This is a genomic window from Halobacterium hubeiense (genome assembly GCF_001488575.1).
GTDB lineage: Archaea > Halobacteriota > Halobacteria > Halobacteriales > Halobacteriaceae > Halobacterium > Halobacterium hubeiense.
Genome location: NZ_LN831302.1, coordinates 1720058 through 1739110, shown reverse-complemented (window position 1 = coordinate 1739110; position 19053 = coordinate 1720058). Strand labels below are relative to the sequence as shown.

Genomic DNA, 19053 nt, shown 5'->3' with positions numbered 1-19053 from the left:
CTTACTGCAAGTGGACTTGAATCGGTCGGTGGCTACGCGGGGAGCTCCAGCGCGGCGAGGTCGACGTGCTCGCGCACGAGGTCGGCGGCCGCGTCGTACGGCGACTGTCGGCCACCGCCAGCCGCCGGCCGCTCGCGGTCCGCGTACTCGTAGACGGCGTCTACGAACGCCTCACGCGCGGTCTCGTTCTCGAACAGCCCGTGGAGGTACGTGCCGAGCACGCGGTCGGTCGCGGCGCTCGTCGGTCCCACCGGGTTCGGTAGCGACTCGGGGACGTCGGTGCGGCCCATGTGAATCTCGTAGCCCGACACCTCGCCGCTCGCGCCGGCGAGCGGCCCCACGCCGTCCAGCATCCGGGTGACGGCTTCGACGCGCTTGTTCTCGCGGAACGCCGTCTCGACGGGGAGCAGCCCGAACCCCTCGACGGAATCGAGGTCGTCGGTGGACTCGACGCCGGCGTTCGTGACGCGCTCGCCGAGCAGCTGGTAGCCGCCGCAGAGCCCGACAACGGGACCGTCGAACGCCCGGAGTTCGGCGCCGAACCCCGCGGCGCGCAACTCTCGGAGGTCGTCTACCGTGTTCTTCGTGCCCGGGAGCACGACCGCGTCCGCGTCGTCCAACTCGCTCTCCGGTGGGACGTACGCGACCCGCACGCCGGGGACGCGCGCGAGCGGTTCGAGGTCCGTGAAGTTCGAGATGCGGGACAGTCGCGGGACGGCGACCGTGACGCTCCGCTCGTTGGGGGCGTCGCTGCCGAAGACTGCTCGCCCCTCGTCCGGGAGCGAGAGGCTGTCCTCGGCGGGGAGCCCGGGGTCGTCGTACGGGAGCACGCCCAGAATTGGGACGCCCGTGCGCTCCTCGATTTCCTCGATGCCCGATTCGAGCAGCGCGGGGTCGCCGCGGAACTTCGTGATTATCGCACCGGCGACGCGCTCCCGAACGTCGTCGGGGAGCAGTTCGAGCGTGCCGTAGAGGCTGGCGAACGCGCCGCCGCGCTCGATGTCCACGACGACGAGGACGTCCGCGTCGGCCAGCCTTGCCGTCTCGACGTTCGCGAGGTCGCGGTCGTGGAGGTTCACCTCCGCGATGCTGCCCGCGCCCTCCGCGACAATCACGTCGTGGTCGGCGGCGAGCCGCTGGTGGGCGGCTTCCGCGGTCTCGCGGGCGTCGTCCCAGTGTTGGTCGTAGTAGTCGCCGGCGGCATAGTGTCCGGCCGCCTGCCCGTCGAGGACGAGCTGGCTCTCGGCGTCCCCGCGGGGCTTCAGGAGCGCGGGGTTGTGGTCCGTGGTCGCGGGGACGCGGGCCGCTCTCGCTTGCACGTACTGGGAGACGCCGATTTCGCCCCACGGCGCGTCCGCCGCCTCTGATGCGGGGACGGCGCGCGCGTTGTTGCTCATGTTCTGGGCCTTGAACGGTGCGACCGACACCCCCGAATCCGCGAGGTGGCGGCAGAGCCCCGCGGCGACGGTGCTCTTGCCGACGTGGGAGGCCGTCCCCGCGACCAGCAGCGTGCGGGCGTCGGCCATCAGTACTCGGTGCCCTTGCGGGCGCGCTGGCCCGCGTCGATTGGGTGGATCTGCTTGCGCACCTCGCTCACGAGGTCCGCGTGCTCGGTCGCGAACGCGGGTTCGTCGTGGCCGCCCGTCAGCACGAGTTCGAGGTTCTCGGGCTTGTCCTCGACGAGCGAAACCACGTCTTCGGGGTCGACGAGCCCGCGGTTCGCGGCGTACAGGATTTCGTCCAGAATCAGCATGTGGACGCCGTCGTTGGCGGGGCCGTCCAGCGGCAGTTCGCCGTCGGTGTCGTGGGCGGCGTCGACGAGGTCGCGGGCACGGGCGAGGCCGCCCTGCGCGCGAGCCCGGTGTTCGTCGTCGTCGCTCCCGTCGAGGAAGCCGTGCCAGCCGTAGTGCCCGGAGTTCTCGTACGTGAACCCGGGCATCTCGGCGATGGCGTTGTACTCGCCGCGGACGTCCTCGACGCTGGCGGTGCCGCCCTTCATGAACTGGAGGAGGTGGACGCGGTGGCCGTGGCCGGCCGCCCGGAACCCCATCCCGAGCGCCGCGGTGGTCTTGCCCTTGCCGTCGCCCCACCAGACCTGCACGAGCCCGAACTCCTCGGGCGCGGTCGGCGTAATCTCGCGCGCGGTCGGCGTCCGGCCCTTCCCGGGTGTTCGCGCGTGCTGGTCGGCCTGCTCGTCGCTGTCGTCGGTTTGGTCGGTCATAGGTTCTCGATGAATGCGTCGAAGGCGCCGCTGTCGGCGTGGACGTGGGCGTACGTGCCCAGCGTTCGGTACTCGGTCAGTCCGTCCCGCTCGTCGGTGATGCCGCTGCCGCGCTCGACGTCGAACGCGAACCGCGCGTCGCCGGCGACCTCGGCCTCGGAGTAGTGGAATTCGTGCCCGCGTAGCGTTTCGCCCGCGCTCGCGGTGAGCGCGTCGCCGCGAGCCCGGAGTTCCACGTGGGCGAGCGCCTGATAGCGCTCGCGCATCGTCACGTCCGCCGGGAGCACGCCCGCCATCTCGTGCGTCTCGCCGCCGGTCGTCGTCAGTGACTCCGCGAGCGCGATGAATCCCCCGCACTCGCCGAGCACGGGCAGACCGTCGGCCGCCCGCTCCGCGAGCGAGTCGAGCGCCGGGGAGTCCGCGAGCGCGCGGGCGTGCAGTTCGGGGTAGCCGCCGGGCAGGTAGACGCCGTCGCAGTCTGGCAGGTCGTCACCCGCGACCGGCGAGAACGGCACCACGTCCGCGCGCTCGCGGAGGCGCTCCCGGGTCGCCGGGTACTCGAAGCAGAACGCCGCGTCCGCGGCGACCGCCACGCGCTTGCCGGTCTCGGCGCGCGTCGGTTCCGGGTCTGGTCGCGGCGGCTCGCGAGCGAGTTCGACTATCCGTTCGGCATCGACGTGCTCGGCGGCCGCGTCCACGGCCGCCGCATCCACGGACGCCTCGTCGCCCATCAGGAGGCCGAGGTGGCGGTCCGGGACGTCGAGGCCGTCGCTGGGCGGAATCCGGCCGAGGTACGCGACGCCGTCGGGGAGCGCGTCGCGGACGCCGTCGGCGTGGCGGCCGCCGTGCGCGCGCTGGGCGAGCACGCCGACCACGTCCACGTCGTAGCCGGCTTCCGCGGCGTACTCGCGGAAGCCCAGCGCGGTCGCGCCGACGCTCTGCATCCCCGCGCTCGCGTCCACGACGAGCACGACCGGGAGGTCCAGCGCTTCGGCGACGCCCGCGGTGCTGGCGACGCTTCCGTCGTACAGCCCCATCATCCCCTCGACGACGCAGACGTCGCCGTCGCCGCGGTAGTAGTTCCGGCGCACGCCCTCGTCACCGGCCAGCCACGGGTCCAGCGAGCGCGAGGGCTTCCCGGCGACGGGCTCGTGGTGGCTCGGGTCGATGAAGTCCGGGCCGGCCTTCGCCGGCTGGGGGTCGTAGCCCGCCGATTCGAGCGCGCGCTGGGTCGCCAGCGTCGCGACGGTCTTCCCGACGCCGGAGGCCGTGCCGCCGAGGACAATGCCCTTCACGGCGCGGCCTCCCCGGTCACCCGGTCGTAGACCGCTGTGATTGCGTCCCGAATGGAGTCCATTCCGACGCCGGCCTCGTCGGCGAGCGCGAGCGCGCCGCCCATCCCGACGCCCTCCTTGGCTTCGCCGGCGAGGTACGCGGCCATCGCCGGGTGGTCGTCGCGGGCGTCGAATCCGGGGTCGGTGACGGTGAGCGCGAGGTCGTTTTCCGAGGCGAGCGCGCGCACGTCCGCGGAGTCGTCGGCCGCGACGAACGACGTGGTCGCGAGTTCGAGGTCCGCGGTGAGGCCGGCGTGGCGGACGAGCGCGCCCGCGGTGGCGAGCTGGGTGCCGCCCGCGAGCAGTACGTCCGTGCCGGCTTCGAGCGCGCCGACCGCGAGCCCCGAGACGGCGGCGAGCACGGGGTCGCCCATCTGCCGGACCGCGTCGGTGGGCTGGCCGGCGAGGCCACCGCGCGCGAGGCCGCTGGCGTCGAGGCCCTCGTCAACGACCTCGCGCTTGAGTTCGAGGGGGTTCTCGGGGAGCGACGAGGAGACGGCGCGCCGCTCGCCGAGCGCGGCGAGGACGCCCATCGCGGTGGTGGTGCCGCCGGGAATCGTCTCCGCGAGGACGAGCCTCTCGGCGGGGAGGTCGGCGCCGAAGCGGCGCGCGTCGGCGAAGATGCCTCCGGCGTCGGGAACGGGTTCGGGGTCGCGGACGTCCCCGCCGGGCGCCGCACCGACGTCGACAGTGGGCGCGCCGGTGGGCTCTGCGAGGCCGGCATCGACGACGACGCTCTCGAAGTCCACGCGCTCGCGGGCGGCGCGCGTGACGACTGCGGGCGTCGGGCAGCCGGAGGGACTGACGGGGACGACCGGCGCTCGCACGGGCCGGCCGTACGCGAGGATTTCGGCGTCCGCGCTGGGCGTGTGCGCCATCAGCGCGGGGTCGGCGCCGGCGGCACTGATGCCGTCGATGGCCGCCGTCTCGGTGGCGCCGGCGACGAGCGCGAACAGCGTCTGCGTGTCGGACACGTTCTCCGAGAAAGCACAAGCGAACTTTAATTCAGCGGTCGGGTTCGTCAGTGGTGGCTTCGTTCGGCGCGGCCAGCGCAAGCTATTAGGGGAGGCGGCCCGCGACGTTATGCAAACCGAGTTGGGTTAGAACAATCCAACTTTACTACCATGACACGCGACGCTCTCGTCCTGCTCGGCCGGGACACGCCCCACGCCCGCGAAACGCTCGCCACCCACGCCAGCCGCCTGCGCGACCGCGGCGTCGCGGACGCGGTCCACGCCTGCCACTTCCGCCACGAGCCCCGGCGGGACCTCCGCGACCAGCTCGCGGCCGTCGACGCCGACCGCGCGTTCGCCGTCCCGATGACCGCCGCCCACGGCCGCGAGACCACGGTCGGCGTCCCCGCCGCGCTCGACCGCCTCGACGCGGCCGTCCACTACTGCGAGCCCGTCTGTCGCAGTCCCGCCGTGACCGACGCGCTCCGCGACCGCGCTACGGAAGCCGCCGACGGCACCCCCGAGGCGCTCGGCCTCGTCGCGCTCGGCGCCAGCTCCCGCCCCTACCACCGACAGGTCGCGGAGTACCACGCCGCGCGCCTCCGCGCGAACGGCGACTACGACGACGTCGCCACCAGCTACCTCGTCCAGAACCCCGCCGCGGAGTGCCTGCGCTACAACCTCGACGCCGACGACGCCGTCGCCGTCCCGCTGTTCGTCGCGGGCGGCGACGCCACCGACCGCGATATCCCCGACCGCCTCGAACTCGACCGCGGCGGCCTCGCGTACGCCGACCCGCTCGGCGCCCACCCCCGCCTCACGGACGCCGTCGAAGCCCAGCTCGCCCAGCGGCGCGTGCTCGCCGACCGCGACGGCGCCGCGACCTTCGAGGCGTCGCTGACCGCCGACGCCGCCGCGTTCGCCGCCGACGGCGACGGCCGCTAGCGGTCGCCGGCCGGTGCGGGAACGCCGTGGGCCGAACCCCCACACAATTCTTTTTGCTCTGACGTTTCTACGCGGAAATATGGACCTCCGCGCCCTGCTCTCGCCCGCCCTCTACGGCGGCGCCGCGGCCGCCGTCGTCGCCGCGCTCGGGTATGCCGTCGCCGCCTCGCAGTCGCTCCCGCTCACGATGCCCGCGTTCGTCTACGCGTTCGGCGGGCTCACCGCCGTCGCGCTGCTCGCCGGCACCACCAGCATCAACGAGAACTCCGAGACGCCCGAGGTCGTGGCCAGCGACGACCAGATTCTGTCCGCACCCACCGAGGCCGGCGGGCCGCGCCGCCTGCTGTTCATTTGCTTCTCGCTGGCGCTCGCGCTCGCGGGCGTGGTCGGCGTCGCGCTCTTCGCGTGAGGCGCTGACCGGACGTCACGCGCACTGCAAATACGCGTAACCATTACGTCACTTCTCGCGGAACTGCGCGTGTGTCCGACTACTCGCCCCCGTCCCTCCCCCGCTCGTGGACCGTCGCCATCGTCGCCCTCCTTGTGGCCGTGTTCGCGTACTCGCTGGTAATCGCTCACCAGCCGCTGCTCGGCGTCCTGCCGGCGCTCCTGGTCGGAATCGGCTACTACGCGTGGCGGCTGCTCGCCGCGCTCGAAGCGATTGCGGCCGGCGTCTAGTCGCCGCCCCGCCGCACCGCCAGCACCGACAGGTCCGAGAACGGCGTCTCCTCGCCGGCGTGCGCGGCGAGGTCGCCGAGCGTCGTCCGCGTAATCGCTTCGTCGTCGTGGGTCAGTTTCTCCAGCACGAGCGCCGACAGGTCCGGGTCGGCGCCCGCTTCGAGCAGGTCAGCGGCGACGTCCCCGGGCATCAGGTCGAACGGCCGCGGCAGCACGAGCAGGTGGCGCTCGCCCGCGGCCTCGCGGAGCCGAGCGAGGTCGGGCGCGAGGTCACCGCTCTTGTGGAGCGTGACGAACTCCGCGTCCTCCATCGGCGTGCGCGCCCGACTCGCCGCCACCTGGAGCGACGAGATGCCCGGGACCACGCGCACGGGCGCCTCGACCGCGCGCTCGACCTTCCCGAGGAACTGGTAGCCCGAGTGGTTCGGGTCGCCCATCAGCACCGCCGTCCCGCGCTCGCCGGCCGCGACGCGCTCCGCGAACGCCGCCAGCGTCTCGCCCTCGTCGCGGTAGCCACACGTCAGTAGGTCGGCGTCCGTGTGGTCCGCGACGAAGTCCACGACCGTCTCGAAGCCGACGACGACGTCGGCCTCGCGTATCGCGCGCTCGCCGCGCGGCGTCAGGAACTCCGGATTGCCGGGGCCGACGCCGACCGCGTGGACGACCGCCTCGGTCCCGAAGTCGGGTTCCGGCTCGCTGGCCGCGAACGCCGCCGGGTCCGGCCCCGAATCGAGGTCGTAGTCGTCGCTCACGATTCGAGGGAGGCGTCGCCGTCGCGGGCGTCGCTGGCGACGTGAATCAGCTCGTTCGTCAGCCCGGCGGCGAGCCCGCTGCCGCCGCGCCGCCCGACGTTCGTGATGGCGGGGACGCCGTGTTCCGCGGCGACCTCGCGGAGCCGCTTGCGGCTCTCGGCGGCCTTCACGAAGCCGACGGGCGTCGCGACGACGACCGCGGGCCGCGTTCCGTCCTCGATGCAGTCTGCGAGAGCGAGCGCCGCCGTCGGCGCGTTCCCGACCACCGCTATCGCGCCGTCGTAGACGCCCTCCTTGTCGAGTTCGAGCACGGACGCGGCCGTGCGGGTCATCCCCGTCTCCGCGGCGAGGTCGGCGCCGTTGCCGATGGCCTTCCGCACCTCGCAGTCGTGGCCGCGGCCCGTGATTCCGGCTTTGACCATCGTGATGTCCGTCACGATGGGCGCCTCGTCGAGGACCGCTCGGGCGCCCGCGCGGACGGGCTCGGAGTCGTCGCCGCCCGTGAACCGCACGAGGTGCTGGAACTCGGGGTCGCCGGTCGCGTGGACGGACTTCTGTCGCACGCGGTCCGCGAGCGTCTCGTCGGGCACGAGCTCGCGCACGCGGTCCATGCTCGTCTCCGCGATGTCCATCGCGTTCTCCGTGGTCGCGCCGAGGTCCGCGTACGCCTCGAAGTCGCCGTCAGTCGTCATCCGAGGACACCTCCTGAGTCACGGCCGGGGAGTCGCTAGCCCTGGCCTCCAAGTCGCCCTCCACCTGCAGATTCAGGTCGCGCAGGCGCTCTGCCGTTTCGTCGTCGGCGTCCCAGAGCCCGCGCTCGACGGCCTCCAGCAGGGTGTCCGTGATGGAGTCCAGCGCCCACGGATTAACGTCCCGCATCCACTCCTGGCGCTCCTCGTCGAAGGCGTACTGCTCGGCGACTTCCTCCCAGAGACTGTCCGAGACGACGCCCGTGGTGGCGTCCCAGCCGAGCGTCACGTCCACCGTCGAGGAGAGGTCGCCGGCGCCCTTGTAGCCGTGCTCCTCCATCGAGTCCAGCCACTCGGGGTTCAGTACGCGCGCGCGCATCGCCTTCCGGACCTTCTCCTCGTTCGTGTACACGGCCACGTTGTCCGGGTCGCTGGAGTCCCCGACGTACGACGCGGGCTCCTCGCCGGACTCCTCGGCGACCGCGGTGATGAAGCCGCCGTGGAACGCGTACCAGTCCGAGGAGTCGAACTCGTCTTGCTCCATCGTGTCCTCGATTTTCGCGGTCGCCTCTACGCTCCCGAGGCGGCGCTCGAAGGCGTCGTGGGCCTCGGAGACCTTCCCGCGGGACCCCATCGCGTAGCCGCCCCACTGGACGTACACCTCGGCGAGGTCCGAGCGGTCGTCCCACTCGCCCTCGTCGACGGCCTTGTTCGTTCCCGCGCCGTAGCCGCCCGGCCGGGTCGTGAACACGCGGTGCTTGGCGGCTTTCTCGGGGTTCTCGACGCCCTGTGCTTCGAGCTCTTCGGCGTCCTCCTCGACGTGCTTCTTCACGTAGTTCTGCTCGTGGGACTCGTCGAGGTCCGCGACCGCCTCCACGGCGTCGTGAATCACGCCAGCCGCCTGCGGGAACGCGTCCCGGAACAGCCCCGAGACGCGCGTCGTCACGTCGATTCGCGGCCGCCCGAGTTCGTCCAGGGGAATCGGCTCCACGCTGTCCACGCGGCCGGCGTCGGTCCACACGGGCCGGACGCCCATGAGACCGAGCGCCTGCGCGATGGTCTCCCCGCGCGTGCGGACGGTCGGCGTCCCCCACGCGACCACTCCGACCTCCTCGGGGTACTCGCCCTCCTCGTCGTGGTGGCGCTCGGCGATGCCGTCCGCGACTTCCTTCCCCACGTCCCACGCCGTCTTCGCGGGCACCTTCCGCGGGTCCAGCGTGTAGAAGTTCCGTCCAGTGGGCAGGAGGTCCACGCCGCCGCGCGTCGGCGCGCCGCTCCCGCCCGGTTCGACGTACTCGCCGTTCAGCGCGTCCGCGGTCTGCGGGATCTCCGATTCGGCGCCGAACACCCGCGGCGCGGCCTCCTCGCAGATGAATGCGAGAACGTCGCGGAGGTCGTCGTGCGCGCCGGACTTCGCCCGAGCGTCCCCGAGCGTGTCGATGTCCACGACGAGGAGGTTCATGTTCACCTCGTCGTCCGCGCCGGCTTCGACGTTCGACGCCGGCACGTCGAAGCCCTCGGCGGCGAGCGTCTCCACGAGGTCCACACTCGTCTCGTACACCTCGTCGGCGGCCTCCGCGTACGCCATCCTCAGCTCTTCGCTGTACGTTCCCGGGGAGTCCAGCATCGTCTCGTAATCGACACCGAGTACGCCCGCGACGCTCTCCCGGAGCGACGGCGCGCCCGGATTTTCGAGGCGCGTGAGCGCCACGAGGTACTCTACGAGCCGGTCGCCCGCCGGCGGTTCGCCCATCGTGTGGAGCCCCAGCCGAATCTGGGTCGTCTTCACGTCGGTCACGTACTCGTGGACGCGCTCGACCAGCTCCTCGATGCCCACGTCGTCACCAGACACGTCGCCCTCCGCGAGCGACGTGCCTGCTTCCTCGGGGCCGCGCACGTCCGCCTTCTCCTCGATTTCTCCCTCGACCCCGAGTTCGACCGCGAGGTCGAGTTCATCCACGAGTCCGTGGATGCGCTCCGCGAGGTGTTCCTCGCTATCTGCCCCGGAGCCAGTACCGGCTTCCCGGTAGCGCGACGCCAGTTCTTCGAGTTCGGCGAGCTCGTCGTACGTGCCCGCGTTGCTCATCACGGGCGTGAGGTAGTCCACGACTGCGGCGTACGACCGGCGCTTGGCCTGCGTGCCCTCGCCGGGGTTGTTGACGATGTACGGGTAGACGTTCGGTAGGTCGCCGAGCAGCGCGTCCGGCGCGCTCGCCGAATCGAGGCCGACCGTCTTCCCGGGTAGCCACTCCAGACTGCCGTGCGTGCCGAGGTGGACGACGGCGTCCGCGTCGAAGTCCTCGCGGAGCCACGCGTAGAACGCGTAGTAGTCGTGTGGCGGCTGGAGGTCGCTGTCGTGGTAGACTTTCTCCGGGTCCATCCCGAACCCGCGCGGCGGCTGGACGGTGACGAGCACGTTCCCGTACTCGACGCCCGGAATCGCGAACGGGCGCTCGGGCGGGTCGCCCCACTCCGCGAGGACGTTCTCGCGGAAGTCCGGGTCGGCGTCCGCCCACCACTCGGCGTACTCGTCGGTCGAGACCACGTCGACGCTGTGCTCGCGCACGTCCTCGGGCGCGACCCAGCGGTCGTCCAGCGTGAGCTGACTGGTCAGTCGCTCGATGAGCGCCTGTCCCTCCGGCGGCGTCTGTCCGCCTAAGTCGTACCCGCGCGCGTCCAGTTCGTCCAGCAGATTCACGGTGCTCTCGGGCGTGTCGAGGCCGAACGCGGTGCCGATGCCGTCGTCACTCGGCGGGTAGTTGTGGAGGACGACGGCGACCTGCTTCTCGTCGTTGTCGAGGTGGCGCAGGCGCGCCCAGTTCACCGCAAGGCTCGCGGCGTGCTCGACGCGGTCCTCGATGGGGAAGTGCTGTTTCGGCGCGGAGCCGATGCCGGCCTCGTCGTCGGTGCGCTCCTTCCCCGAGATGGGGTGGGTGATGACGTTGCCGTCGAACTCCGGGAGCGCCACCGAGAGCGCGAGTTCGAAGCCCATCACGCCCGTGTCCGCGGCGTCGTACCGTGAGCGCGAGCGCATCGTCGTGACGGTCTGGAGGACGGGGACGCCGAGGCGGTCGAGGAACACGTCCTCCGCGGCGTCGCCCTCGTCGGACGCCGAGCGCCCGCGCTCGTCCATCGACAGCGAGAACATGAACGACGAGAGCACGGCGTCCACGACCGGCTCGCCATCCTCTATGAGCCACTCGTCCGTCACCCACTCCGCGTCCTCCTGTTCGTCTGTGTCCGTCGCGGGATTGCAGAAGACGGGGAGCGCGTTCGCGCCCTGCGCTTCGAGCGCGCGCACCTGCGCGTCCACGTAGCGGGTGTTCTCGTGGGTCCAGTGGGACTCGTAGAACCAGACCGCGACCGTCGGCGCGTCGGGGTCGAAGGTCGCGCGGAGTTCCTCGTAGCTCGCTCCCGGGTGGTCGGGGTGGTAGACGCCCTCCGTGGGGAGCGCGACGGGGTCGTCGTACGCGAGATCGGCCGCCGAGTAGCGGTCCGCGAGGAAGCGCACGCAGTTGGCGACGTTCGCCGTGCCGCCGCGGTCGAGGTACTCGTAGACCGTGTTGCGGTCCTCGGCGGCGACGGTGGTGTCCTCGACGGCGTACGCGTCGCCCGTGGACTTCACGACGAGCGGGACGCCCGCGTCGGCGAGCCGGCGGGTCGCGCGGTCGTAGCCGGGCATGCTGTCCTCGGCGCCGTGCAGCCAGAACACGGCGGCGTCGGCGTCTTCGGCGGCGTCGAGGAACGCCTCGACGTCGGCGTCGTCGTCGAGGTCGCTCTCCGAGCGCGCGAGGAGGTCGGCGTCCACGCGCTCGGCGGCCGCCTGAATCGAGCCGAGTTCGTTCTCGGTCGCGGTGTAGAGTGCAATCTCAGGCATAAGTATGTTAAACTCCGGTTGCGGTATTACAACTATGGTTGAACTAGGAAGCGGGAAAAAGCTATCGCAGGCGGGGCGTGCTCGGACGCCGTTCCCGGCCGTCGTCGGCCAGCGCGACCTCAAGGACGCGCTGCTCGCGGTCGCCGCCAACGACGACCTCGACGGCCTCCTCGCGACCGGCGAGAAGGGCACCGCGAAGTCCACGGCCGCCCGCGCGCTCGCCGACCTGCTCCCCGACCAGCGCGCCGTCGCCGACTGTCCCTACGGCTGTCCGCCCGACGACCCCGAGAGCCAGTGCGCCGACTGCCGGACGCGAGCGGACCCGCCCGTCGAGACTCGGCCCGTGCCGTTCGTCACGCTCCCGCTGGGCGCGTCCCGGGACCGCGTCGTCGGGTCGCTGTCCGTGCCGGACGCCCTCGACGGCGATGCCGAGTTCAACCCCGGTTTACTCGCGGCCGCCAACCGGGGGTTCCTCTACGTGGACGAGGTGAACCTCCTCGACGACCACCTCGTGGACGTCCTCCTCGACGCCGCCGCCGCTGGCGTCAACCGCGTCGAGCGCGACGGCGTCAGCGCCGCCCACCCCGCCGAGTTCACCCTGATTGGGACGATGAACCCCGAGGAGGGCGAGCTGCGCCCGCAGTTCCGCGACCGCTTCGCGCTCCGAGTGGGGGTCGCGGGCAGCGATGACCTCGACGACCGCGCCGAAATCGTCGAACGGGCGCTCGACGGTTTCGACGGCGACTACGCCGACCAGACGCAGGCCGTCCGCGAGCGCCTGCTCGACGCCCGCGACTTGCTCCCCGACGTGGACCTCCCGGATTCGCTCGTCCGCGAGATTACCGAGCTCTGCCGGGACGCGGGCGTAGACGGCCACCGCGCCGACGTCGCCACCGCTCGCGCCGCGCGCACGCTCGCCGCGCTCGACGGCCGGCCCACCGTCACAGAGGCCGACGTCCAGCGCGCCGCCGAGTTCGCGCTCCCGCACCGCCTCCAGTCCCGTCCCTTCGAGGACGCGCCCGACCCCGAGGACGTAGTAGACGACCACTTCGACGACGGCGAGGACGGCGGGGAGAGCACCGACAGCGACGACTCGGACGCCGACGCGGGCGACGACGCCGACGACTCGGGCGCGGACTCCGAACCGGACGAGGACAGCGACGAGTCGTCGCCAGCCCCACAGCCGGACGGCGCCGGCGAGGACCGCGAGGGCGATAGCGGGCAGGCCGACCACGGCGACGACTCCGAGCGCGGGGACGAGAGCGAGGATTCTGAGGAAGCGGCGCCGCTGGTTCCCGGCCAGTCGCGCTCGGAGACGCCCGACCCGGCGGCGGGGCGAGCGCCCGAGACGGACGCACCCGACGCGGAGACCGCCTCCGGGACTGGCGGCGCGAGTGCGACGCCGAGCGCGGGCGGTCGCGGGGCGCGCGTGCGGACCGAGCGCGCGTCCGCGACGGACAGCGTGGACGCCGCGGCGTCGGTGCGGGCGGCCGCGGCACGCGGCGCCGACGGCGTCGAGAAACGCGACCTCCGGCAGTCGGTGCGCGCGGGGTCGGCGTCCGCGCTCGTCGTGTTCGCGGTGGACGCCAGCGCGTCGATGCGCGGGCCGATGCGCGCCGCGAAGGGCGTCGCGCTGGACGTCCTGCGGGACGCCTACGAGCGCCGCGACGAGGTCGCCGTCGTGACGTTCGCGGGCGAGGACGCCGACGTAGTGTTGCCGCCGACGGACAGCGTGACGCTGGCCGCCCGCCACCTCAAGTCGCTGCCGACGGGCGACCGCACGCCGCTGCCCGCGGGCCTGCGCGCCGCCGACGACGTGCTGGCGCGCGCGGACCCGGACGCCGCGGTCGTGGTCGTCGTCACGGACGGCCGCGCGAACGCGGGTACCGACCAGCCGACGGCGGACACCCGGGAGGCGGCGAGCGCGCTCGCCGACCGCGGCGCGAACGTGCTCGTCGTGGACGCCGGCAAGGGGGGTCGCGCAGGCCTCGTCGGCGACGTGGTGCGGGCGTCCGGGGGCGAGCGCGTGCCGCTGGACGCGCTGACGACGGAGCGAATCGACGGCGCCGTCCGCGCCGCGCGGGACGAGCGCTGAGAGAGAACAGTTACTCGTCGGCGGGGAACGCGTCGTGCAGCGAGTGGTGGGTCTCTCCGAGGTCCGCCAGCAGCGAGTCGCCGTGGTCGGCGACGCGCGCCAGCGAGCGCTCGGCGTCCCGCACCGCGACGAGGCGGCCGCGGAGGTAGTCGTACGCGGGGTCGCTCTCGTCGGTCGCGGCGACCTCCTCTTCGAGGTCGACGAGCGCGGCGTCGAGGTGCCGCTGGAGTTCCGACAGCGAGTCGGCGTTCGCCAGCCCCTCGATGGGGCCGTCCAGTTCGCCTTCCAGTTCCTTCTCGGCGTGCTCGCGGGCGCTCCGGTCGTCGGTGCCGAGGACGTTCATCAGGCCGAGTCGCAGGGCTTCGAGTTCGTGGCAGGTCATAGCAGTTGGGAGTCGAGGTCGGAGACGATGCGCTCGCTGTCGAGGTGCGAGGCGACGATGCGGTCGGCGTCGTCGGGTTCGACGCGCTGGTACCAGACGCCCTCCGGGTAGACGGCGACGTTCGGGCCGTCGCCGCACTGGCCGAGGCAGGACGAGCGCGTGACGCGCACGTTCCCGTCGTCGGTGTCGCGGGCGGCCTGCCGGAGGCGTTCGAGGACGGCGGGCGCGCCGTCCGCGGCGCACGTCTGGTTCGTGCAGACGGCGACGTGCTTGTCGGGCGCGTCGTGGGCGTGGGGGTCGTCGGCGACGTTCTCGCGGTCGGCGTGGGCTTCGCGGTGGTCGAGCGCGCGCAGCATCGCTTTCGCGCCGCCGACGTCCTCCTCGTAGCCGTCCAACTCCACCTTGTACTTGCAGGTGTCGCAGGACATCTCGACGCTGCCCGTGCGGGCTTCCTGCCAGCGGTCACCGAGCACGTCCAGCAGTCGCGGGTCCGTGCCCAGCGGGTCGCCGCAGGCGGCGTCCACGTACGGGTACTCGTCGTCGAACTCCGCGGCGCCGTCCCGGATGCGGCCCGTGAGCACGCCGTCGCCGAGCATGTACGGCACGACGACGACGGCGTCCGGGCGGTGTTTGGCGACGTCGTGGAGCGTCTCGTCCAGCGTCGGTTCCGTGACGCCGATGAACGTCGCGTCCACCCGGGAGAACTCCCGTCCCTCGTAGAGCAGGCGCGCGAGCTTGTGGACGTCGGCGTTCGCGTCCGGGTCGCTGGACCCCCGGGCGCACAGCACCACGGCCACGTCGTCGTCCTCGCGGTCCACGCCGAGGTCGGCTTCCACGCTGGCGGCGTGGTCGTCAAGCAGGTCCACGATGGCGGGGTGGACGCCGAGGTGCGAGCCGTTGTCGAAGCTCACGTCGGGGTGCTCCGCGCGCGCCTGCCGGAGCGCCGCTGGCACGTCGTTCTTGACGTGGCTGGCGGCGAACAGCGACAGGTGGACGACGGAGATGCTGGAGACGGCGGGCGCGAGCGCGTCGATGGCGGCTTCTATCGACGGCTCCGCGAGTTCGAGGAAGCCCGCATCCACCGGCACGCCTAGCCGCGCTTCGAGGTCCGCGGCGAGCGTGCGCACCTGCTCGTTGGACTCCTCGCGGCGCGAGCCGTGACCGACCAGCAGCACGGCCTCGTCGTTCAGGCTCGCCGCGGGCTCGTCGGTGCGGCTCACGGTTCGACCTCCAGCGAGGCGGTGACGTCGTCGGCCTGTTCGAGGCTCCGCCGGAGCTTCCGGCGCCGCGACGGCGCGAACAGCCCCGACTTGCCACTATCCTCGTAGAGCCACGCGCCGAGTTCGGGGACAGCGTCGTCCTCCACGCTGAAGTAGTAGCCCGAGGACGCCTCAGAGGGGTCGCCGTACGGCGCGTCCACTGGCGCGTCGTCGAGGAGCGTCTGCACCGTTTCGAGGAGCGCGCGGTCCTCGTGGACGACGGAGAGCCCCACGGTGCCCGACGAGGACTTGAAGCAGACCGTTCCACAGGCTTCGACGATTCCGCGGAGGAGCTGGCGGTCGTGGGCGGCGAGTGCGTCCAACCGGTAGCCGCCGGCGTCGCCCGCGATAGGGAGGCCGAACGCGGCCGCCGCGCGCTCCGCGAGCCCGCCGAACACCTGCACCGTGTACTCGTCCTCGCGGCGTGTCACCGACGTGTCGTGGGCGTACTCGCGCTCCTCGACGCGGTGGCCGGTGCGCTCACCGCCCGCGATTGCCGCGAGCTTGTCGGCGGCGGCCTCGTCGCTCGTCTCCACGGTCACGCAGGACTCGCTGAGTTCGCCCGCGCCGGCGACGTGTCCCCAGAAGTACGCCGTCTCGGGGTACGCGGCGAGCGCGGAGTCCGGCGGGTCCACGCCGGTGCCGTCGGCGCTCACGGCTCTCCCTCCACCGCTTCGACGGTGATGGCGTCGAACGGGCACGCCGCCGCGGCGTCCTCCGCGTCCGCGACGCGCTCGTCCTCGAACGTTCCCACGACGGTCTCGTCAGTCCGCTCGACGTTTCCGCCGTCCGCGTCGAACGTGGCGAGGCCGTCGTCGTCCTCGACGAACCGCGGGTCCCGCGTCAGGCACGCGAACACGCCGTCGCAGGCCTCGCGGTCGATAGTGACGCGGTACATCAGTAGTCGTACTTCGTCTCGTAGCCCCGCGGCGTGACCATCCGGTCGTCGAAGACGTACGTGTCCTCGTTGCCGACGACGACGGTCGTGGTCATGTCCACGAGGTCGCTCTCGCCGTACGACTCCAGCTCGCCGAGCGTCGTGATCTCGACTTCCTCGTCCTCGCGGCCCGCACCGTGGACGATGCCGACGGGCGTGTTCGCGTCGCGGTGTGCGAGCAGAATCTCGCAGGCCTTCTGGAAGTTCTCGCGGCGCTTGCGGCTCCACGGGTTGTAGATGGAGATGGTGAACCCTTCGCCGGCGACCGCGTGCAGCCGCGACTCGATTTCCGGCATCGGCGTGAGGTGGTCGGACAGAGAGACGCTCACGGAGTCGTTCACGAGCGGTGCGCCGAGCCGCGCGCCACAGGACTGCGCCGCGGGAACGCCCGGCACGACCTCGAAGTCCAGCGCGGAGGCTGTCGCGCCCTTCGACTCCACGATTTCGAGCGCGAGCCCCGCCAGCGCGTAGACGTTCGGGTCGCCGCTGCCGACGATGGCGACGTCGTTGCCCGCGAGCGCGCGGTCGATGGCCTCCTCCGTGCGGGAGACTTCCCCGCACATCGGCGTGTCGTAGATGTCCTCGGCGTCGTCGGTGATGTCGTCCGGGATGAGGTCGATGTACGTCGTGTACCCGACGATGTGCTCGGCGTCCGCCAGCGCGCCCTTCGCGCGGTCGGTCATCCCCTCGGGCTGGCCCGGGCCGAGCCCGACGGCGGTGAGCTTCCCGGGGTCGGCGTCGAAGTCCTCGACGGTCGAGCCGACCTTCTCCTCGGTCGACGACGAGGCGCCGCACGACGAACCGGACGATGACGAGTCGGAACTGCTCGCGCCGCACTTGGACTCGCTGGACGAGTCTGCCGGCTCCGCGCTCTCTGTCGACGTGGACGCCGACGCGCCGCACTTCGACTCGCTGGTCGTCTCGGTCGTGCTTGCTGCGCCACACTTGCTGGTCGATTCGTCCGTCTCGGTGGTGGTGTCGTCAGTGCTCATCAGAAGTCCTCGACGTCACGCCCGCCGCGCGGGGTGACGAGGTGTTCGCGGTGGTCGTTTTCCCATACCTCCGTCTCGTGGTTCCCGACGAGAATCGAGGTGCCCATGCCGCCGACCTTCTCGTCGTGGTCGGCGACCTCGCCGAGCATCGTCACGGTGTGCGTCTCGCCGTCGGTGTTCCGGCCAGCGTCGCCGCGGCCGGCGTCGTTGATGATGGCGACGGGCACGTCGTCCGCGCGCTCCTCGCGGAGCACCTGGACGGCGCGCTCGTAGTCGCGCCAGCAGTTGTAGAGGACGACGACGAACCCGCTGATGGCGGCCGCGCGGAGCTTCTCCTCGATCTCGTCCCAGCCGCGCCACTTCTCCGACAGCGAGATGGTGCAGAAGTCGTTCGACAGCGGCGCGCCGAGGTTCGCCGCGCCGCCCAGCGCCGCCGTCACGCCCGGCACGATTTCGATGGGGACGTCGTACGCCTCGTCCTCCTCGGCCATCAGGTAGACCAGATCGGACTTCCCGTAGACGTTCGGGTCGCCGCCGGAGACGTGCGCGACGTCCTCGCCGTCGCGGACGCGCTCGAACGCCTCGCGCGCGAGTTCGACCTGCCGGCCCATCGTCGAGCGCACGACCTCCTGCTCGGGGCGCTCGCCCGAATCTTCGGGCGGGAGCGTGCCGTCCCGCCGCAGGAACTCCTGGTAGAGGTTCGACGCGACCACGCAGTCCGCGGTTCGGACCACGTCCTTCGCGCGCTGGGTCATCCCGCCCGGGAGGCCCGGGCCGATGCCGACGACGTAGAGCGTGCCGTACTCGCTGGTGTCGGGGGCGGTGGCGGCGTCGCTGTCGGTGGACGTGTCTTCGCTCGCGGTTGCACCGTCTTCTCGCGGGCTCTGCCCGCTCGAATGGTCCGAGGGACGCGGTCCCTCGCTACTCGCACTTTCCGAGGCCTCACTCCGTTCGGCCTCGCTGCTCATCGTCCCACCGCCACCGTTACCGCCTCGTCGTAGCGCTCCTTCTCGACGAGGAGTTCGTGGTCGCGGCCGCCCGCAATCGCGGACGCCTCCGCGATGCCCGGCCAGCCGATGAGTTCCTTCGACCGGGAGGGCGTCGGGCCCTCGTGGTCCTCCAACGTCTCCTTCTCGAATGAGACGACGCCCAAGTCGAGTTCCTCAGCGGCGGCGAGCAGGCCGTCCTCCTCTTCCTTTCGCGTCCCCGTGGCGACGAACTCCACGTCGTCGAGGTCGTAGTCCGTGGCTTCGAGGCTGGCCGCCCACGCGTCGAGGAACTGCTCTTTCTTCGCGCCGGAGACGCTGCCCGTGCCGAGGACGACGCCGTCCGATTTGTTGCGCTTGAGGACGGTGACGTCGTCGTCGGCGAGCACGGCCGCAGGGCCGTCGAGGCGCGCGACCGGACCGAGGTTCTCGTCGAGCACCGCGAGGTTCGTCGCGACCGTGGAGTCGCCGTTCACGACGTGCGCGTCAAGGGCTTTCGCGCGCTCCTCGACGCCCTGCTTGCCCGCGGCTTCGCTGGCCGTGGTCATCGCCGGAACGGCGCCCATCGACGCGAGGTCGTCCGCGACCTGATTGGCGCCGTGGTGGCCGCCCGTGAGCGGAATCGCCCACGTTAGCTCCTCGTCCACGACGACGACCGCGGGGTCGTCCCACTTGTCGTCGAGCAGGCCGGCGGTCTTCCGCATCGCGATGCCGGAGGCCATCAGGCCGACGAAGCAGTCGTACTCGCCCCAGTGCTCGGCGAACACGTCGCCGTGGTACTCCAGAATCTCGATGGAGTCGTAGCGGTCGCCGATGCCCGCCACGATGTCTTCCGCCGTACTCATCTTCCGCTCGAACGCCACGATGGCGATGTCTTCGGCGACCTCCCCGTCGGAGTCCGGCGTCGAACAGTGCGCTCCGGAGTCGTCAGTGTCGTTGCTGTCGGTGCTCAT

At 71.8% G+C, this 19053-nt stretch carries 18 protein-coding genes; 4 read left to right on the top strand and 14 right to left on the bottom strand.

Annotated elements, in window-relative coordinates; genetic code table 11:
- Positions 1-32 precede the first annotated feature (32 nt).
- The 4 genes from HHUB_RS09150 to HHUB_RS09135 are packed head-to-tail and all read right to left on the bottom strand — an operon-like array spanning position 33 to position 4580.
- On the bottom strand, positions 33-1526 hold the full coding sequence (locus tag HHUB_RS09150; protein WP_059057314.1) for a cobyric acid synthase: 1494 nt from the start codon (positions 1524-1526) through the stop codon (positions 33-35).
- Positions 1526-2221 carry a cob(I)yrinic acid a,c-diamide adenosyltransferase gene (locus tag HHUB_RS09145; RefSeq protein WP_082687218.1) on the bottom strand — a complete coding sequence of 232 codons (696 nt, stop codon included), beginning with the start codon at positions 2219-2221 and terminating at the stop codon, positions 1526-1528. The genes HHUB_RS09150 and HHUB_RS09145 overlap by 1 nt, the downstream gene beginning before the upstream one ends.
- Complete coding sequence (locus HHUB_RS09140; RefSeq protein WP_059057313.1) at positions 2218-3516, bottom strand: cobyrinic acid a,c-diamide synthase; 1299 nt, start codon at positions 3514-3516, stop codon at positions 2218-2220. Before HHUB_RS09140 ends, HHUB_RS09145 begins: the two co-directional genes overlap by 4 nt.
- Positions 3513-4580, bottom strand: a complete 1068-nt coding sequence (locus HHUB_RS09135; RefSeq protein WP_256943855.1) for a nicotinate-nucleotide--dimethylbenzimidazole phosphoribosyltransferase — start codon at positions 4578-4580, stop codon at positions 3513-3515. The genes HHUB_RS09140 and HHUB_RS09135 overlap by 4 nt, the downstream gene beginning before the upstream one ends.
- Before the next feature lie 99 nt (positions 4581-4679).
- Between HHUB_RS09135 and HHUB_RS09130 the strand changes: the two genes are divergently transcribed.
- From HHUB_RS09130 to HHUB_RS09120, 3 genes are all read left to right on the top strand, one after another.
- Positions 4680-5453 (top strand): sirohydrochlorin chelatase, encoded by a 774-nt coding sequence (locus HHUB_RS09130; RefSeq protein WP_059057311.1) that lies wholly within the window; start codon positions 4680-4682, stop codon positions 5451-5453.
- Positions 5454-5532: 79 nt separating this feature from the next.
- Positions 5533-5862 carry a hypothetical protein gene (locus HHUB_RS09125; RefSeq protein ID WP_059057310.1) on the top strand — a complete coding sequence of 110 codons (330 nt, stop codon included), beginning with the start codon at positions 5533-5535 and terminating at the stop codon, positions 5860-5862.
- A 71-nt stretch (positions 5863-5933) separates the two neighbouring features.
- Positions 5934-6131 (top strand): hypothetical protein, encoded by a 198-nt coding sequence (locus tag HHUB_RS09120; protein ID WP_059057309.1) that lies wholly within the window; start codon positions 5934-5936, stop codon positions 6129-6131.
- Here HHUB_RS09120 and HHUB_RS09115 read toward each other — a convergent pair.
- The 3 genes from HHUB_RS09115 to cobN are packed head-to-tail and all read right to left on the bottom strand — an operon-like array spanning position 6128 to position 11449.
- Positions 6128-6883, bottom strand: a complete 756-nt coding sequence (locus HHUB_RS09115) for a cobalt-precorrin-7 (C(5))-methyltransferase (protein ID WP_059057308.1) — start codon at positions 6881-6883, stop codon at positions 6128-6130. The genes HHUB_RS09120 and HHUB_RS09115 overlap by 4 nt on opposite strands.
- On the bottom strand, positions 6880-7575 hold the full coding sequence (locus tag HHUB_RS09110) for a precorrin-8X methylmutase (RefSeq protein ID WP_059057307.1): 696 nt from the start codon (positions 7573-7575) through the stop codon (positions 6880-6882). The genes HHUB_RS09115 and HHUB_RS09110 overlap by 4 nt, the downstream gene beginning before the upstream one ends.
- Positions 7565-11449, bottom strand: coding sequence for a cobaltochelatase subunit CobN (cobN, locus tag HHUB_RS09105; protein ID WP_059057306.1), 3885 nt, complete (start codon positions 11447-11449; stop codon positions 7565-7567). Before cobN ends, HHUB_RS09110 begins: the two co-directional genes overlap by 11 nt.
- 34 nt (positions 11450-11483) lie before the next feature.
- On the opposite strand from cobN, the gene HHUB_RS09100 reads away from it, so the two are divergent.
- Positions 11484-13544, top strand: a complete 2061-nt coding sequence (locus HHUB_RS09100; RefSeq protein ID WP_059057305.1) for a VWA domain-containing protein — start codon at positions 11484-11486, stop codon at positions 13542-13544.
- A gap of 10 nt (positions 13545-13554) precedes the next feature.
- On the opposite strand, the gene HHUB_RS09095 is transcribed toward HHUB_RS09100, so the two are convergent.
- From HHUB_RS09095 to cbiG, 7 genes are read right to left on the bottom strand one after another with little or no spacing between them, the layout of a single operon-like run.
- Positions 13555-13926, bottom strand: coding sequence for a DUF3209 family protein (locus tag HHUB_RS09095; RefSeq protein ID WP_059057304.1), 372 nt, complete (start codon positions 13924-13926; stop codon positions 13555-13557).
- Positions 13923-15146: a CbiX/SirB N-terminal domain-containing protein gene (locus tag HHUB_RS09090; RefSeq protein ID WP_059057303.1), complete on the bottom strand. Its 1224-nt coding sequence runs from the start codon at positions 15144-15146 to the stop codon at positions 13923-13925. Before HHUB_RS09090 ends, HHUB_RS09095 begins: the two co-directional genes overlap by 4 nt.
- A complete protein-coding gene (locus HHUB_RS09085) occupies positions 15143-15841 on the bottom strand; it encodes a hypothetical protein (RefSeq protein WP_059057302.1) in 699 nt (232 codons plus the stop codon). Before HHUB_RS09085 ends, HHUB_RS09090 begins: the two co-directional genes overlap by 4 nt.
- A complete protein-coding gene (locus HHUB_RS09080; RefSeq protein ID WP_059057301.1) occupies positions 15838-16083 on the bottom strand; it encodes a ferredoxin in 246 nt (81 codons plus the stop codon). The genes HHUB_RS09085 and HHUB_RS09080 overlap by 4 nt, the downstream gene beginning before the upstream one ends.
- Complete coding sequence (gene cobJ, locus HHUB_RS09075) at positions 16083-17114, bottom strand: precorrin-3B C(17)-methyltransferase (protein ID WP_059057300.1); 1032 nt, start codon at positions 17112-17114, stop codon at positions 16083-16085. Before cobJ ends, HHUB_RS09080 begins: the two co-directional genes overlap by 1 nt.
- On the bottom strand, positions 17114-18082 hold the full coding sequence (locus HHUB_RS09070; RefSeq protein WP_082687217.1) for a precorrin-3B C(17)-methyltransferase: 969 nt from the start codon (positions 18080-18082) through the stop codon (positions 17114-17116). Before HHUB_RS09070 ends, cobJ begins: the two co-directional genes overlap by 1 nt.
- Positions 18079-19053 carry a cobalt-precorrin 5A hydrolase gene (gene cbiG / locus HHUB_RS09065; protein WP_059057299.1) on the bottom strand — a complete coding sequence of 325 codons (975 nt, stop codon included), beginning with the start codon at positions 19051-19053 and terminating at the stop codon, positions 18079-18081. Before cbiG ends, HHUB_RS09070 begins: the two co-directional genes overlap by 4 nt.